Source organism: Rhodococcus sp. S3 (assembly GCF_058211795.1).
The window spans coordinates 938,806-953,427 of record NZ_CM177074.1; the positions used below are offsets into that span (position 1 = coordinate 938,806).

Genomic DNA, 14,622 nt, shown 5'->3' on the forward strand with positions numbered 1-14,622 from the left:
AACAGCGGCGATAGTTTTTCCGACTCGTGCGGACGGCAGGTGGGTATTGGCGGGCCGATTCCCGTCGGTGGTGTCCTGTCGGCATGACACCCACCGAATCCATTGTCCGGAACGGATTGTCGCGCAGGGGTTTTCTCCACTCCGCTCTCGCCCTGTCGTCCGTCACCGCCGCGGCGGCCTGTGGGTCGCAGGACGGTCCGGTCGACACGATCCCGTCGACGACGGCCGAGTCGGCCACCGATACCCGGCTGCTCGCCGCCGGTGTCGACGAGCGCCTGAAGGAGATCGAGGACCGCTATGCCGTGAGGCTCGGTGTGGTCGCGCAGTCGCCGGTGACCGGGCGCGTCCACACCCACCGGGCCGACGAGCGGTTCGCGATCTGTTCTCCGTTCAAGGTCTACGCCGCCGCCGCGATCCTGCGCCTCGAGGCCGAGGGAACCCTCCGGCTCGACGAGACCCTTCCGATCGACCCGGACGACATCGTCGTCAATTCGCCGGTGACCTCGGAACATCAGGGGCGCGTGCTGCCGCTCGACCGGCTGTGCGAGGCCGCGCTCACCCGCAGTGACAACACCGCCGGAAACCTGATGCTGCAACGGATCGGTGGGCCCGAGGCTGTCACCGCCTTCGCCCGTTCCGTCGGGGACGGGACCACCCGGCTCGACCGCTGGGAACCCGAACTCAACGAGGCGGCACGGGGCGACCAGCGTGACACCACCACCGCTGCCGGACTGTCCCGTGGCTTCGGCGAGGTGCTGCTCGGTTCGGGGCTGCCCGCTCCGCAACAGCGGACACTGCTCGGCTGGATGCGGGCGACCACCACTTCGGACACCCGGATCCGCGGGGGATTGCCGTCGGGATGGACGTCGGCGGACAAGACGGGCGGGGGCAATCACGGGACGGTGAACGACGCCGGGGTGGTGTGGTCGCCGGACGGGCAGCCGCTGTTGCTGGTGATCCTGTCGGACTCGACCACCGGTGACCCCGACGCTCCCCTCGAGGGCGGGCCCGTCGCGGAGACCACCGCCGCGCTGGTCGATGCGCTCTTCGCCGTGCCGTGAGTACAGTGGCCGGCGTGGGGCGCCGGATACGCGCAGATCCCCGCGTAACGACCTTGGTGAGACCCGGGTAGTATTGCCGCAGGTTGTCGGCGTGTGCCGGCCTTGCGGCGCAGTCGCGGAGGGTGCGGGCGAGCGTTCGGAACCCACATGGACGACATACCGATCGGGGACTTTCGGCGGACCCTGCCGCAGCGCATACCCCGCGCTACGGCTAGGTTCTACGTGAATGTCCGGAAGTTTCTCGTAGGTCTGAGCTTGAGAGGGATCCTTCGTGCCCGCTGAGAATGACACCAACCCCACCCTCAGCTACCCCGGTGGCGAACACACGATGCCGATCGCCAAGGCGACGGAAGGCAATGACGGTATCGAGCTGGGCAAGCTCCTCGCGGCGACCGGGTACACCACCCTCGACCCGGGTTTCGTCAACACCGCCTCCACGAAGTCGGCGATCACGTACATCGACGGCGAGAAGGGCATTCTGCGGTACCGCGGATACCCGATCGAGCAGCTCGCCGAGAAGTCGACGTTCATCGAGGTCAGCTACCTGCTGATCTACGGTGAGCTGCCGACCGCGGAGCAGCTCGAGGTCTTCACCGACAAGATCCGCCGCCACACCCTCCTGCACGAGGATCTCAAGCGGTTCTTCGACGGCTTCCCGCGCAACGCGCACCCGATGCCCGTCGTGTCGAGCGCGGTCAACGCCCTGTCGGCGTACTACCCCGACTCCCTCGATCCGGACGACTCCGAGCAGGTCGAGCTGTCGACGATCCGTCTGCTCGCCAAGCTGCCGACCATCGCGGCCTACGCCTACAAGAAGTCGGTCGGCCAGCCCTTCCTCTACCCCGACAACTCGCTGTCGCTGGTCGAGAATTTCCTGCGCATGACCTTCGGCTTCCCGGCCGAGCCCTACGAGATCGATCCCGAGATCGCTCAGGCGCTCGACATGCTGCTCATCCTGCACGCCGATCACGAGCAGAACTGCTCGACGTCGACGGTGCGCCTCGTCGGTTCCTCCGACGCCAACCTCTTCACGTCCATCTCGGGCGGCATCAACGCACTGTGGGGCCCGCTGCACGGCGGCGCCAACCAGGCCGTGCTCGAGATGCTCGACGGCATCCAGAAGTCCGACGGCGACGTCAAGGACTTCGTCCGCAAGGTCAAGAACAAGGAAGACGGCGTGAAGCTCATGGGCTTCGGGCACCGCGTCTACCGCAACTACGACCCGCGGGCCGCGATCGTCAAGAAGACCGCCGACCGCATCCTCAAGAAGCTCGGTGCGGGCGACGAACTGCTCGAGATCGCCATGAAGCTCGAAGAGGCCGCCCTCACGGACGACTACTTCATCGAGCGCAAGCTGTACCCGAACGTCGACTTCTACACGGGCCTGATCTACCGTGCGATGGGCTTCCCGGACCGCATGTTCACCGTGCTGTTCGCCCTGGGTCGCCTGCCCGGCTGGATCGCGCACTGGCGTGAGATGCACTCGGACCCGACCCTGAAGATCGGCCGTCCGCGTCAGATCTACACCGGTTACACCGAGCGCCCGTACACGTCCCTCGAGGAGCGCTGAACCTCGTAGCGACCGGAAAGATCGACCGAATCCCGACGAGGAGACACGCATGACAAAGCCCGAAATCGAGTTCCAGGAGGGCCCCGCCCCCACCCAGTTGGTCATCAAGGACCTGGTGGTCGGCGAAGGTGCCGAAGCGGAGCCCGGATCGAAGGTCGAAGTCCACTACGTCGGGGTCGAGTTCGATACCGGTGAAGAGTTCGACTCGTCGTGGAGCCGTGGTGAGTCCATCACCTTCCCGCTGTCCGGTCTGATCGCCGGTTGGCAGGAGGGCATCCCGGGCATGAAGGTCGGCGGCCGTCGCCAGCTGACCATCCCGCCGGAGCTCGCCTACGGTCCCGCCGGATCGGGCCACCGCCTGTCGGGCAAGACGCTGGTGTTCATCATCGACCTGCTCGCCGTGCAGGTGCCGCCGGAGGTTCCGACGGTCGAGCCGGCAACCGGCCCGGCGCCCGCCGATCTCGTCATCGAGGACATCACCATCGGTGACGGCGACGAAGCGCAGCCCGGCGGCGTGGTCGACGTGCACTACCACGGGGTCGAGTACGACACCAACGACGTGTTCGACTCGTCGTTCGCTCGTGGCGACTCCGTCCGCTTCCCGCTCGGACGCCTGATCCCGGGCTGGCAGGAAGGCATTCCGGGCATGCGCGTCGGTGGACGTCGCAAGCTCACGGTGCCCCCGCAGCTCGCGTACGGACCGGCCGGTTCCGGGCATCCGCTCGGAGGCAAGACGCTGGTCTTCGTGATCGATCTGCTCGGCGTCGGATAACCCGACCCGCAACGACATTCGAGGCCCGCAACACCGGTGAGACCGCCGGGGTTGCGGGCCTCGTCGTCGTTCGGTGCCCGGCCGGCTCAGTTGCGGGACGCCCCGAGCATCGACAACGCGAGGTCGACGTAGTTGCGGGCCAGATCGTCGACGCCCACACGGCCGGGCCGGTACCAGCGGGCGACGTCGATCCCCAGCGACAGGATCGCCAGGGCTGCGGTGGGTACGTCGCCGACCCGGAACGCGCCGCTGTCGACGCCCGAGGAGATGACCTCCCGGACCACGGCGTCGGTGCGTCTGCGGATCTCCGCGATCTCGCGGTAGTGCTCCTCCGAGAGCGCATGCAGTTCGTACTGCGCCACCCGGCAGGTGGTGTGGTGCACGGCGTGGATCCGCACGAAGCGATCGACGATGGCGCGGATCCGCTCGATCGGGTCGGTGGAACTCGAAGCGGCGCTCTCGACCTCCTCGAGGACGTGGAGGTGCCCGTTGCGGCCGGCCTCGAAGAGCACGGCCTCCTTGGACGGGAAGTGCACGTAGAGCGCCGCGGGACTCAATCCTGCGCCGACGGAGATGTCGCGGGTGGTGGTCGCGTGGTAGCCGCGGCGTGCGAAGGACTCCACCGCGGACGCGACCAGCCGACGTGCGACCTCGGATCCACCGCCTGGGAGCGCTGCGGCGAGAGAGGCGTCGGGGGTCTGCTCGGGTGTGTCGGTCACGGGGTCCGTCCTGCGGGTCGCGGAGAAGGCGTCGTTGACATCATGCACCGTCGTTGGTCTACTGAGTGAGCGCTTAGTTCGTTCCTGCTGAGTTCGTTCCTGCTGCGGCCGATATCCGAGTCGCCCGAAAGGATCCTCGATGCCCTCTCCCGTACTGTCCCGCCGCGACCTGGACTTCCTCCTGTACGACTGGCTCGACATCGAGTCCCTCACCGCGCGGAGTCGGTTCGCCGAGCACTCCCGGGAGACCTTCGACGCCGTGCTCGACCTGAGCGCCGACATCGCCACGAAGCACTTCGCGACCCACAACAAGAAGGGCGACGCCCAGGAACCCCGCATCGGCGAGGACGGTCGCGTCGAGATCATCCCCGAGGTCAAGGACGCGCTCGACCTGTTCTGCAAGGCGGGACTCCTCGCCGGCGGGTTCGACGAGGAGCACGGCGGCATGCAACTGCCGGTCACCGTGCAGCGCGCATCGATGGCATGGTTCCAGGCCGCGAACGCCGGCACCTCGGCCTATCCCTTCCTCACCGCCGCCAACGCGAGCCTGCTGGTCACCCACGGCAGCGACGAGCAGATCGAGACGTTCGTGCCGCCGATGCTCGAGGGCCGCTTCTTCGGCACCATGTGCCTGTCCGAACCGCAGGCCGGTTCGTCGCTCGCCGACATCACCACGAGGGCCGTGCCCGCCGCGGACGGCACCTACCGGCTGACCGGCACCAAGATGTGGATCTCCGGCGGCGACCACGAACTCACCGAGAACATCGTCCACCTCGTCCTCGCCAAGATCCCCGGCGGGCCGGACGGGGTGAAGGGCATCTCGCTGTTCATCGTCCCGAAGTTCCTCGTCGAGGCCGACGGCACGCTCGGCGAACGCAACGACGTCGCCCTCGTCGGCCTCAACCACAAGATGGGCAACCGCGGCACCACCAACACCCTGCTCAACTTCGGCGAGGGCGTCCACACCCCCGGCGGCGAGGCCGGGGCGGTCGGCTACCTGCTCGGTGAGCCGCACCAGGGCCTGTCGTACATGTTCCACATGATGAACGAGGCCCGGATCGGCGTCGGCTTCCTCGCCACCTCCCTCGGCTACGCCGGGTACCTGCAGTCGCTCGACTACGCCCGTACCCGCGCGCAGGGCCGGCCGCTCGGCGCGAAGGATCCGGCCTCGCCGCAGGTGCCGCTCGTCGAACACGCCGATGTGCGCCGAATGCTGTTGGCGCAGAAGTCCTATGTCGAAGGCGCGCTCGCGCTGGGACTGTACTGCTCGAAGCTCGTCGACGTGCAGCGCACCGCCGAGAGCGACGACGAACGGACCCGCGCCGGTCTGCTGCTGGACCTGCTCACCCCCATCGCGAAGTCCTGGCCGTCGCAGTGGTGCCTCGAGGCCAACAGCCTCGCCATCCAGGTGCTCGGCGGCTACGGCTACACCCGCGAGTTCGACGTCGAGCAGTTCTACCGCGACAACCGCCTCAATCCCATTCACGAAGGCACGCACGGTATCCAGGGTCTCGACCTGCTCGGCCGCAAGGTGATCATGCAGGGCGGTGCCGCTCTCGCGCTGCTCGGCGAAGCGGTGGGCGAGACGATCGCGCGGGCGACTCAGGCCGGGGGCGACGCCGCCGCCTACGCCCAGCAGCTGGGTGCGGCCGTCGCTCGCGTCGCGGAGACCACCGCGACACTGTGGTCCACCGGCGATCCCGCTGTGGCCCTCGCCAACTCGTCGGTCTACCTCGAAGCCGTCGGGCACGTCGTGGTGGCGTGGATGTGGCTCGAACAGCTCCTCGCCGTGGGCGACCGCGAGGGCGACTTCTTCGACGGGAAGCGCGCCGCCGCACGCTATTTCTTCCGTTTCGAATTGCCCAGGACCGGACCGCAGTTCGATCTGCTCGCAAGCCTCGACCGCACGACCCTCGACGTGTCACCGTCGGTTCTGTAGCGACACATTCCAGGTGACCGTCAACGACCCGCCGACCGGTAGCGCATGCCACCGGTCGGCGTGGTCGTCGAAGGTGTCGACGATCCGGTCGACCACCGGGGTGACATCGTGTGCGGACACATATGCCGGAAGGCTCTGCGCCAGACCGCGTCGCACCTCCCAGACGGGAACGGCGATGCGCGCCAATTCCTCCGACCTGATCATGTCGGCCTCCGCGCGCGGCGGCATCGCATGCTTCTTCGCCTTGCGGCGTCGGCCCGCGCGGGTGCGTTCCGCGTTGTCGGCGGGCCAGAACAGGCCGTTGTCGCCCGCGGCCAGCTGCCCGAAGACGCCGAGTTCGATCCCCGCCTCCTTCTCGACCAGCAGATGTACGAGGTCGTGGGGGAGATAGGGGTGACCGCCCGGGCCGTTGCGCGGAGCAAGCTCCGGACCGGTGTCGCGGTGCACCGCGATCTCGTACCCGATGCCGGGACCCTTCGTGAAGACGACGCGCATGCTCGTCACGTTAGGCCCCGCGGGCAGAGGATCGCATCCGATTTTCAGGCGGACGCGCGCTCGACGAGCAACGACAGGGCGTGACGCACCGTCTTCGCGAGCACATCCTGGGGGTCACCGTCGAAGCGCTGCTCCTCGCTGTGGGTGCCGTCCGGACCGGTCGTCGCGAAGCAGACCGTGCCCGGCGGGCGGCCGTCCTGCGGGTCCGGTCCACCGGCGCCGCTCACGGCGACGACGATGTCCGCGCCCAGGAGACGAGAGGTGCTCTCCGCCATCGTGCGGGCCGCGCTCTCGGATACGACCGGACCTTCAGGAACCTCGAGCAGGCCGTACTTGACCTCGCGCGAGTACGCGACGATGCCACCGCGGAACCAGTCGGAGCTGCCCTTCGCGGCACCCAGGCGGGCTGCGAGCGTGCCCGCGGTGAGCGACTCCGCGCAGCCGAGCGTCAGCTCCTTGTCGGAGGCGAGCTGAGCCAGCTGCTCGATCAACTCGTCGGAGGTGTCCGTCCCCTCCACCACGTCGTCATCGGCCATGCGTGTCTCCTTCCAGAGCATCGGGTCGCACCCAGCGGGTGAGCAGGGTGCCGTCGTCGTCGCACACGAGGTGCGCACGTCGCAGGGGTGTCAGAGCGGCCGTCGGCGAGTGCGCGATACGCGCGGCGTTGCCGGCGGCCAGGACCGGAGCCCAGGTCAGGCACAGTTCGTCGACGACGCCGTCCTCGATCATGCGGCCGAACAGATTCGGTCCGCCCTCGCACAGCACCCGGAACCATCCGGCCTCGCCGATCGCCGCGAGCAGAGAGGGCCCGTCGATCACCGCGTCGGCGATGACGCGGACGTCGCCTCCGGCGGCCTCGACCGCGCGCCGGGCGGCCTCGGGGGCCCGTGCGGTCGTCAAGACCACGGGCGGGATCGTCGTGTCCGTGAACAGCCGCAGGTCGGTCGGCAGGTCGCACGAGGCCGTCACCACTGCGATCGGCGGTATCGGAGCGAGTCCGGCCTCCTCGCGGCGCGCACGCAGGGCCTCGCCGGTCCGGGCGCCGCCGTAGTTCTCGGCCCGCACGGTGCCCGCGCCCACGAGGATCACGTCGGCGAGTTCGCGCAGCAGCCCGAAGACCTTCTTGTCGGCGGGCGAGCCGAGGGCGCCGGATCGTCCCTCGACCGCCACGGCTCCGTCGAGGGAGGACACGAAGTTGATCCGCATCCACGGCCGGGACAGGTCGTCGGGGTAGGCGTAGAGAGCGCGCAGCGCCGTGTCGTCCACGTGCTGCGCCGCATCGGTGCCGTCGAGTCGTCGCATGTCGCCGATCAGACCACTCCCGCCCGCCGGATGCACGTCACGCGCCGTGCCCGGCGTCGAGATCGCCCACGGACTTGAAGGTCATGAGGCGGTCCAGGTCGCCGCGGAGCTCACCGCGTTCGGGTTCGAGGAGGAAACCGCCGTGGTCACCGGTCGTGAACGTCTCGAGGATCCGGCCGACGAACCACGCGCGCGGACCGTCCAGCACTGGCAGGCCGTGGGGTCCCTCGCGCCGCGCGCAGCGGTCGAACTTGTCGATGTCGTCGCCGGTGTGCTCACCGAACAGCGCTGCCAGTTCGCGGTCGTCCGGGGTCAGGACGTGCACGGCGAGGTGTTTCGTCTTCGACGCCACCCGGTAGGTCCGGTTCTTGTTCGACAGCGCCACCAGGAAGCGGGCCGGATCGATCGCGGACTGGGTCGCGAAGCCGATCAGGCAACCGCTGCGTTCCTCACCGTCGAATGCGGTGACGATGAACATCGGGTAGTCGAGCTGCGAGGCGATGTCCGCGAAACCGTCGGCGGAACCTTCGAGTGAGGTGTCGGCCATGAGCCGAATCGTACGGCCGTGCCCCCGCCCCGGCGGGAGTTCGGTACACGTGCGCCTGTGAGTTTGGTCTACGCGTGAGGTGGGGTACCCGCCGCAGTATGGACGCCGAGCACAGAGGTGACGGATCGTCGGGTGCCACCCTCGCCCCCGACGACCCGCGCAAACCCGACTCACCGACCGATCTGTCCAAGCCGTCGTGGAAGTACGTGCTGCGCAGGACGATTCGGGAGTTCAGCCGGGATCAGTGCACCGATCTCGCCGCCGCGCTGACGTACTACGCCGTCCTGTCGCTGTTCCCCGCGCTGCTCGTCGTGGTCTCGTTGCTCGGCGTGTTCGGCCAGGGACAGACGACGGTCGACACCGTGCTCGGCATGGTCGAGGACCTCGGCCCGTCCTCCGCCGTCGACACCCTGCGAGGACCGATCGAACAGCTCGTGTCCGCACCGACAGCCGGATTCGCCCTGGTCGTCGGTATTCTCGGCGCGCTGTGGTCCGCATCGGGATATGTCGGCGCCTTCGGCCGCGCCATGAACCGGATCTACGAGATCGAAGAGGGCCGGCCCGTCTGGAAGCTGCGCCCGTTGATGCTGCTGATCACTGCTGTGGCCCTGGTGGCCGCCGGTGCGACCGCTCTGATGCTCGTGATCAGCGGTCCGGTCGCACGCACGATCGGCGACGTCATCGGTCTCGGCGACACCGCCGTGACGGTGTGGAACATCGTCAAGTGGCCCGTGATGCTCGCACTGGTGGTCATGGTCGTCGCGGTGCTGTACTACGCGACGCCCAACGTGTCCCAGCCGAAGTTCCGCTGGGTCAGTCTGGGATCGCTCATCGCGATCGTCGTGTGGATCGTGGCCTCGGTGGCATTCGCCTTCTACGTCTCGAATTTCGGCAGCTACAACAAGACCTACGGCTCACTCGCCGGCGCGGTGATCTTCCTGCTGTGGTTGTGGATCACCAATCTGGCCCTGTTGTTCGGCGCCGAGTTCGACGCCGAGATGGAGCGTGGCCGTCAGCTGCAGGCCGGTATGCCTGCCGAGAAGACACTGCAACTGCCCGAACGTGATTCGCGCGCGAGCGAGAAGAACGCCGCCAAGCTGGAAGAACTCGTCGAGCAAGGGCGCAGGCTGCGTGAAGCCCACAGTACCGACAACCCCGACGGCTCCCCCGGAGAGGCGGCCGACCCCGTGGGCCCTACCGTGCCCACGACGGAAAGGAATCCGCGATGACGACACCCACCGGTAATGCACGCCCCGTGGCCGAACAACCGAAGAACCTGTCCACGGTAGAGCTCACCGAGCGACTCACCGAACAGGTCTCGACCCTGGTTCGGACCGAGGTCTCGCACGCGCTCGAGGAGGTCAAGTCCAAGGGCACCCGCATCGGTGTGGGCGTGGGGATCTCGGGTGCGGGAGCGATCCTGTTGTTCCTCGGTCTGGCGACGCTGATCGCGACGGCCGTGCTCGGCCTCGCCACCGCCGTCGAACCGTGGCTCGCGGCCCTCATCGTCGCGCTCGTGGTGCTCGCGGTCGGTGGCATCCTCGCCGCGGTCGGTGCCTCGAAGGCGAAGAACGCCGCACCGCCCGTGCCGGAACGCACGGTCGCCAGTGTCCGCGCCGACATCGACGCCGCGAAGGGAGCAACGAAGTGACCGCATCCGACAACGGTGGTCGTCCGGACGAGGTGGCCGACATCGAACGTCAACGGGCCGAACTCGCCGCGACCGTCGGCGAACTCACCGACAGACTCGACGTGCCCACCCGGGTCAAGCAGTCCGCGGCCGAACGGGCCCAGGAAGTCCGCAACCGGCCCGATCTGATCGCGGTGGCCGGCGGGGTCATCGCGGCCGTGCTCGTGCTGGTGCTTGTGAGGCGCAGACGGAAGAAGTGACGTAGGCGTACTCGAGCGGACGGATACTCGTGTTCTGCACCGAGTATCCGTCCGCTGCTGTGTGCAGGCTCAGCGGGGCGTGCCGTCAGCCGCCGAGCTGTTCCTTCAGCGCGTCGAGCACGGCCGGGTCCTCGATCGTCGACGGCACGGTGTACTCCTCGTGGTCGGCAATCTGCCGCATGGTCTTGCGGAGGATCTTGCCGGAGCGCGTCTTCGGCAGGGCCTGGACCACGGTCACGTCGCGGAAGGTCGCGACCGCACCGATCTGGTCGCGGACCATCGTGACGAGTTCCTGACGCAGGGTCTCGGGCTCGATCTCCACACCGGCCTTGAGCACCACGTAACCCGAGGGGCGCTGGCCCTTCAATTCGTCGCGGATGCCCACCACGGCGCATTCGGCGACAGCGGGATGCGAGGCCACCACGGCCTCCATGCTGCCGGTCGAGAGCCGGTGCCCGGCAACGTTGATCACGTCGTCGGACCGGCCGAGGACGAAGACGTAGCCGTCCTCGTCGACATAGCCCGAGTCGCCGGTGAGGTAGTAACCGGGGAAGGTGTCGAGGTACGACCGGCGGTACCGGTCGTCGTCCTGCCACAGGCCGGCCAGTGTGCCCGGCGGCAACGGCAGGCGGATGACGATGTTGCCCTCGGTGTTCGGATCGACGCGCTTGCCCTCTCCGTCGACGATCTCGACCCGGTAGCCCGGCACGGGGACAGTGGGGGAGCCGGCCTTGAGCGGCATCGCCTCGAGCCCGCGCAGATTCGCCGCGATCGCCCAGCCCGTCTCGGTCTGCCACCAGTGGTCGACCACCGGGCGGTCGAGCACCTTCGTCGCCCAGTGGTAGGTGTCGGGGTCGAGGCGCTCACCGGCGGCGAAGAGCGTCTGCAGCGAGTCGATGGGGTACTTCTTCAGTTCCTCGGCGTTCGGATCCGCCTTGCGCACAGCGCGAATCGCCGTGGGAGCGGTGAACAGTGCCTTGACGCCGTTCTCGGCGATGATCCGCCAGAACGCACCCGCATCGGGGGTGCCGACGGGCTTGCCCTCGTACATCACCGTCGTTGCTCCGACCAGCAACGGGCCGTAGACGATGTAGGAGTGGCCGACCACCCAGCCCACATCGGAGGCGGTCCACCACACGTCGCCCGGGTCGATGTCGTAGATGTTGCGCATCGACCACGTCAGGGCCACGGCGTGCCCACCGTTGTCGCGGACCACGCCCTTCGGCTTCCCGGTGGTGCCGGAGGTGTAGAGGATGTAGAGCGGGTCGGTCGCCGCGACCGTCACGGGCTCGGCAGGGGCGGCGTCGGCGCACAGTTCGTCCCAGTCGAACCACGCCGCCGAGGACGTCTGGTAGTCGGCCGCGGAGCCGGGGATCTGCTCGCGGTTCTTCACGATCACGGTGTGCGGCGGGGTCGGCGACAGGCCGATCGCCTGCTCGACGATCGGCAGGTACTCGATGGTGCGGCCGGGTTCGAGACCACCGGAAGCAGTGACGAGCACGACCGGCGTGGCGTCGTCGATGCGGGTCGCGAGTTCCTTCGCGGCGAACCCGCCGAACACCACCGAGTGCACCGCCCCGATGCGGGCGCAGGCGAGCATCGCGATGGCGGCCTCGGGGATCATCGGCATGTAGACGATGACGCGGTCGCCGGCGGCGACACCCTGGTCGCGCAGCACACCGGCGAACTTCGCGACCTCGTCGAGCAGTTCGGCGTAGGTGTAGGTGCGCTTGGCCGGGACCATCGCCGAATCCCAGATCAGGGCCGGGCGGTCGCCGTTGCCGGCGTCCACGTGCCGGTCGAGTGCGTTGACGCTGGTGTTCAGGGTGCCGTCCGGGAACCACTTGTACGACGATGCCGCCGAGTCGTCGAGAGCTCGCGTCGGCGCGCTCTCCCACTCGACCGCGCGGGCGGCCTCGAGCCAGAATCCCTCCGGATCCTCGGTGCTCCGACGGAACGCCTCCTCGTACGAGCCCATCGTTCGTGTCCTTCCTCGACGGCGGTTGTGGCCCGAACCACTCTATGTGACCTGCAAGGGGGTGGCTGCAGGTCTGCGCCGGACGGACACGACCAGGCGACGAACGGACGAAGTGCCTACCCTGAGCCGCATGACCTCGATCGCGGAAGACCTGCTGCTCCTGCTTCTGGACGACGAATCGGGAAAGCCTCTCGTCGACGGAGTGAAGTTGCCCCGCGTTCTCGCGGGTGCGGTGCTCCTCCAACTCGCCCTCGACGACGTGGTGGCGGTCGACACCGAGGGGGAGCAGGTGAAGAAGGGGCGGATCGCGATACGCACCGAGGCACGACCCGCCGATCCGATCCTTGCCGAGGCAGTCGAGCGTCTCGGCTCGGGCAGGCCGCTGAAGCCGACGTCGGCCATCGAAAAATTGCAGAAGGACCTGCAGGAGAAGCTTCTCGCGCGGGTCGTCGAGCAGGGCTGGGTCTCGGAGGAGCGCGGGAAGATCCTCGGGGTGTTCCCGACGAAGAAGTGGCCCGCGATCGATTCCACCCACGAGCAGCGCGTCCGCGACCTGATCCGCGCGGCGTTGATCGACGGCCTGACCCCGGAGCCACGCACCGCGGCGCTGATCGCGCTGCTGTCGGCGGCGGATGCGGCGCCGAAGGTGTTCCCGGACGCCGACAAGCGGGCAGTGAAGAAACGGGCGAAGGAGATCGCGCAGGCCGAGTGGGCGGCCGAGGCGGTGCGTGACGCCGTCGCGTCCGTCAACGCGGCCATGATGGCCGCCGCCGCGGCCGGCGGGGCTGTGGCGGGTTCGAGCTGATCCGGATCGCGCCGGGTCAGGAGTGCACGCCGAGCTTGCGGTACCGCTCGATCCGTCGCCGGTAGCGGTCCTCCGCGGGCTCGTCGGTGAGGATCGCGAGTTCGCGGGCGACCGCAGCACCGATCCGCTTGACGAACGAGACGGGTTCCTCGGTGGCATCGGGATGCTCGGGGACGATCGCGTCGACGACACCGTTGCGCAGCAGGTCGCGGGAGCGGATCCCCTGATCCTGCGCCATGGCCGGTGCGTGGGTGGTGTCGCGGTGCACGATCGCACTCGCGCCTTCGGGCGGGAGCGGGGCGAGCCAGCCGTGCTGCGCGCACAACACGCGGTCGGCGGGCAGAAGGGCGAGCGCGCCGCCTCCGGTTCCCTGACCGAGCAGCACCGACACCGTCGGGGTGGGCAGGGTGACGAGATCGGCGAGGCAGCGGGCGATCTCGGGTGCGAGCCCGCGTTCCTCTGCCTCCTTCGACAGCGACGCGCCGAGGGTGTCGATGACGAGCACGAGCGGCAGGCGCAGTTCGTCGGCGAGACGCATCGCGCGGCGGGCCTCGCGCAGTGCTCCCGGCCCCATCGTGCGTTCGGGTGACTGTCCCGCGCGGTCCTGGCCGAACATCACGCACGACACGCCCCGGAACCGGGCGAGGGAGAGCAGGACGGTGCGATCGGATTCGCCCTCACCGGTCCCGGACAAGGGGACCTGCGCGGAGGCGGCGTGACGCAGCAACTGCCGGATACCGGGCCGTTCGGGCCGTCGGCTGAGCATCACCGACTGCCAGGCCGGGATGTCGGGCACGTCGTCGACGGTGGTGATCGCCGGACTCGACGTCACCTCGGGCCGGTTGCCCTCGACGAGTACGCGCAGCAACCGGTGCACGACCTGCCGCACACCGCCGAGGGGCACGACCCCGTCGATCACGCCTTTGCGGTACAGGTTCTCCGCGGTCTGGACGTCCTCGGGGAAGTTCTCCTGGTAGAGCGCCTTGTAGACGCGCGGGCCGAGGAACCCGACGAGCGCGCCGGGTTCGGCGGCGGTGACGTGCCCGAGCGACCCCCACGACGCGAACACCCCACCGGTCGTCGGGTTGCGCAGGTACACGAGATAGCCGAGGTGGGCGGCCTTGTGTGCGGCGACGGCGGCGGCGATCTTCACCATCTGCACGAAGGCGAGGGTGCCCTCCTGCATGCGGGTGCCACCCGAGGTGGGCGACGCGAGCAGAGGTAGTCCCTCGGCGGTCGCACGCTCGACGGCAGTGACGATGCGCTCGGCGGCGGCGACACCGATCGAGCCTGCGAGGAAGGAGAATTCGCACACGATCAGAGCGACCCGGCGGCCGTGGACGGTGCCCGAACCGGTGAGCACGGATTCGTCGACCCCGGACTTCTCGGCGGCCCGCTCCAGATCGGCGAGGTACTTCTCGCCCGCCCCGACATCGATCGGCGGAACGTCCCAGGAGACGAAGCTTCCCGGGTCGAGCACCTTGTCGATGAACTCCTGCGCCGAGATCCTGCCACCGGCCACGTCGCCTCCACCTGTCCTCGTC

At 68.6% G+C, this 14,622-nt stretch carries 15 protein-coding genes and 1 pseudogene; 9 read left to right on the forward strand and 7 right to left on the reverse strand.

Going from position 1 to position 14,622, the window contains the following annotated elements; all coding sequences use genetic code 11:
* Positions 1–83: 83 nt before the first annotated feature.
* The 4 genes and pseudogenes from bla (at position 84) to AC0LPE_RS04465 (ending at position 3,403) form a co-directional block, all read left to right on the forward strand.
* Positions 84–1,061 carry a class A beta-lactamase gene (gene bla / locus AC0LPE_RS04450; protein WP_237451064.1) on the forward strand — a complete coding sequence of 326 codons (978 nt, stop codon included), beginning with the start codon at positions 84–86 and terminating at the stop codon, positions 1,059–1,061.
* A gap of 271 nt (positions 1,062–1,332) precedes the next feature.
* Positions 1,333–2,631: a citrate synthase gene (locus AC0LPE_RS04455; RefSeq protein WP_490605669.1), complete on the forward strand. Its 1,299-nt coding sequence runs from the start codon at positions 1,333–1,335 to the stop codon at positions 2,629–2,631.
* Positions 2,632–2,680: 49 nt separating this feature from the next.
* Positions 2,681–3,031: pseudogene (locus AC0LPE_RS04460) on the forward strand (FKBP-type peptidyl-prolyl cis-trans isomerase); the annotation flags it as partial.
* Positions 3,032–3,037: 6 nt separating this feature from the next.
* A complete protein-coding gene (locus AC0LPE_RS04465; RefSeq protein ID WP_039958015.1) occupies positions 3,038–3,403 on the forward strand; it encodes an FKBP-type peptidyl-prolyl cis-trans isomerase in 366 nt (121 codons plus the stop codon).
* Between the two features lie 86 nt (positions 3,404–3,489).
* Here the strand turns inward: AC0LPE_RS04465 and AC0LPE_RS04470 are convergent, their stop codons facing one another.
* A complete protein-coding gene (locus AC0LPE_RS04470; RefSeq protein ID WP_390889807.1) occupies positions 3,490–4,122 on the reverse strand; it encodes a TetR/AcrR family transcriptional regulator in 633 nt (210 codons plus the stop codon).
* 139 nt (positions 4,123–4,261) lie between these two features.
* Here AC0LPE_RS04470 and AC0LPE_RS04475 point away from each other — a divergent pair, with 139 nt between their 5' ends.
* Positions 4,262–6,061, forward strand: a complete 1,800-nt coding sequence (locus tag AC0LPE_RS04475; protein WP_490605670.1) for an acyl-CoA dehydrogenase — start codon at positions 4,262–4,264, stop codon at positions 6,059–6,061.
* On the opposite strand, the gene AC0LPE_RS04480 is transcribed toward AC0LPE_RS04475, so the two are convergent.
* Genes AC0LPE_RS04480 through AC0LPE_RS04495 form a run of 4 tightly spaced genes read right to left on the reverse strand, consistent with a single transcriptional unit; the run spans position 6,044 to position 8,405 of the window.
* Complete coding sequence (locus AC0LPE_RS04480; RefSeq protein WP_186455328.1) at positions 6,044–6,556, reverse strand: hypothetical protein; 513 nt, start codon at positions 6,554–6,556, stop codon at positions 6,044–6,046. The genes AC0LPE_RS04475 and AC0LPE_RS04480 overlap by 18 nt on opposite strands.
* Before the next feature lie 44 nt (positions 6,557–6,600).
* A complete protein-coding gene (locus AC0LPE_RS04485; RefSeq protein ID WP_106200558.1) occupies positions 6,601–7,092 on the reverse strand; it encodes a CinA family protein in 492 nt (163 codons plus the stop codon).
* On the reverse strand, positions 7,082–7,858 hold the full coding sequence (locus AC0LPE_RS04490) for a pyrimidine reductase family protein (protein WP_186455327.1): 777 nt from the start codon (positions 7,856–7,858) through the stop codon (positions 7,082–7,084). Before AC0LPE_RS04490 ends, AC0LPE_RS04485 begins: the two co-directional genes overlap by 11 nt.
* 37 nt (positions 7,859–7,895) lie before the next feature.
* Positions 7,896–8,405 (reverse strand): flavin reductase family protein, encoded by a 510-nt coding sequence (locus AC0LPE_RS04495; protein ID WP_490605671.1) that lies wholly within the window; start codon positions 8,403–8,405, stop codon positions 7,896–7,898.
* Positions 8,406–8,503: 98 nt separating this feature from the next.
* On the opposite strand from AC0LPE_RS04495, the gene AC0LPE_RS04500 reads away from it, so the two are divergent.
* Genes AC0LPE_RS04500 through AC0LPE_RS04510 form a run of 3 tightly spaced genes read left to right on the forward strand, consistent with a single transcriptional unit; the run spans position 8,504 to position 10,295 of the window.
* Positions 8,504–9,634, forward strand: coding sequence for a YihY/virulence factor BrkB family protein (locus tag AC0LPE_RS04500; RefSeq protein ID WP_490605672.1), 1,131 nt, complete (start codon positions 8,504–8,506; stop codon positions 9,632–9,634).
* Positions 9,631–10,056 carry a phage holin family protein gene (locus tag AC0LPE_RS04505; RefSeq protein WP_060652009.1) on the forward strand — a complete coding sequence of 142 codons (426 nt, stop codon included), beginning with the start codon at positions 9,631–9,633 and terminating at the stop codon, positions 10,054–10,056. The genes AC0LPE_RS04500 and AC0LPE_RS04505 overlap by 4 nt, the downstream gene beginning before the upstream one ends.
* Positions 10,053–10,295: a DUF3618 domain-containing protein gene (locus tag AC0LPE_RS04510; RefSeq protein ID WP_006551638.1), complete on the forward strand. Its 243-nt coding sequence runs from the start codon at positions 10,053–10,055 to the stop codon at positions 10,293–10,295. The genes AC0LPE_RS04505 and AC0LPE_RS04510 overlap by 4 nt, the downstream gene beginning before the upstream one ends.
* Positions 10,296–10,380: 85 nt before the next feature.
* Here AC0LPE_RS04510 and AC0LPE_RS04515 read toward each other — a convergent pair whose 3' ends face one another.
* A complete protein-coding gene (locus AC0LPE_RS04515) occupies positions 10,381–12,273 on the reverse strand; it encodes a propionyl-CoA synthetase (RefSeq protein WP_490605673.1) in 1,893 nt (630 codons plus the stop codon).
* Positions 12,274–12,403: 130 nt separating this feature from the next.
* On the opposite strand from AC0LPE_RS04515, the gene AC0LPE_RS04520 reads away from it, so the two are divergent.
* Entirely contained in the window at positions 12,404–13,078 is a 675-nt protein-coding gene (locus tag AC0LPE_RS04520) for a GOLPH3/VPS74 family protein (protein ID WP_490605674.1), read from the forward strand.
* Between the two features lie 16 nt (positions 13,079–13,094).
* Here the strand turns inward: AC0LPE_RS04520 and AC0LPE_RS04525 are convergent, their stop codons facing one another.
* Entirely contained in the window at positions 13,095–14,600 is a 1,506-nt protein-coding gene (locus tag AC0LPE_RS04525) for a carboxyl transferase domain-containing protein (protein ID WP_490605675.1), read from the reverse strand.
* Positions 14,601–14,622: the final 22 nt, after the last annotated feature.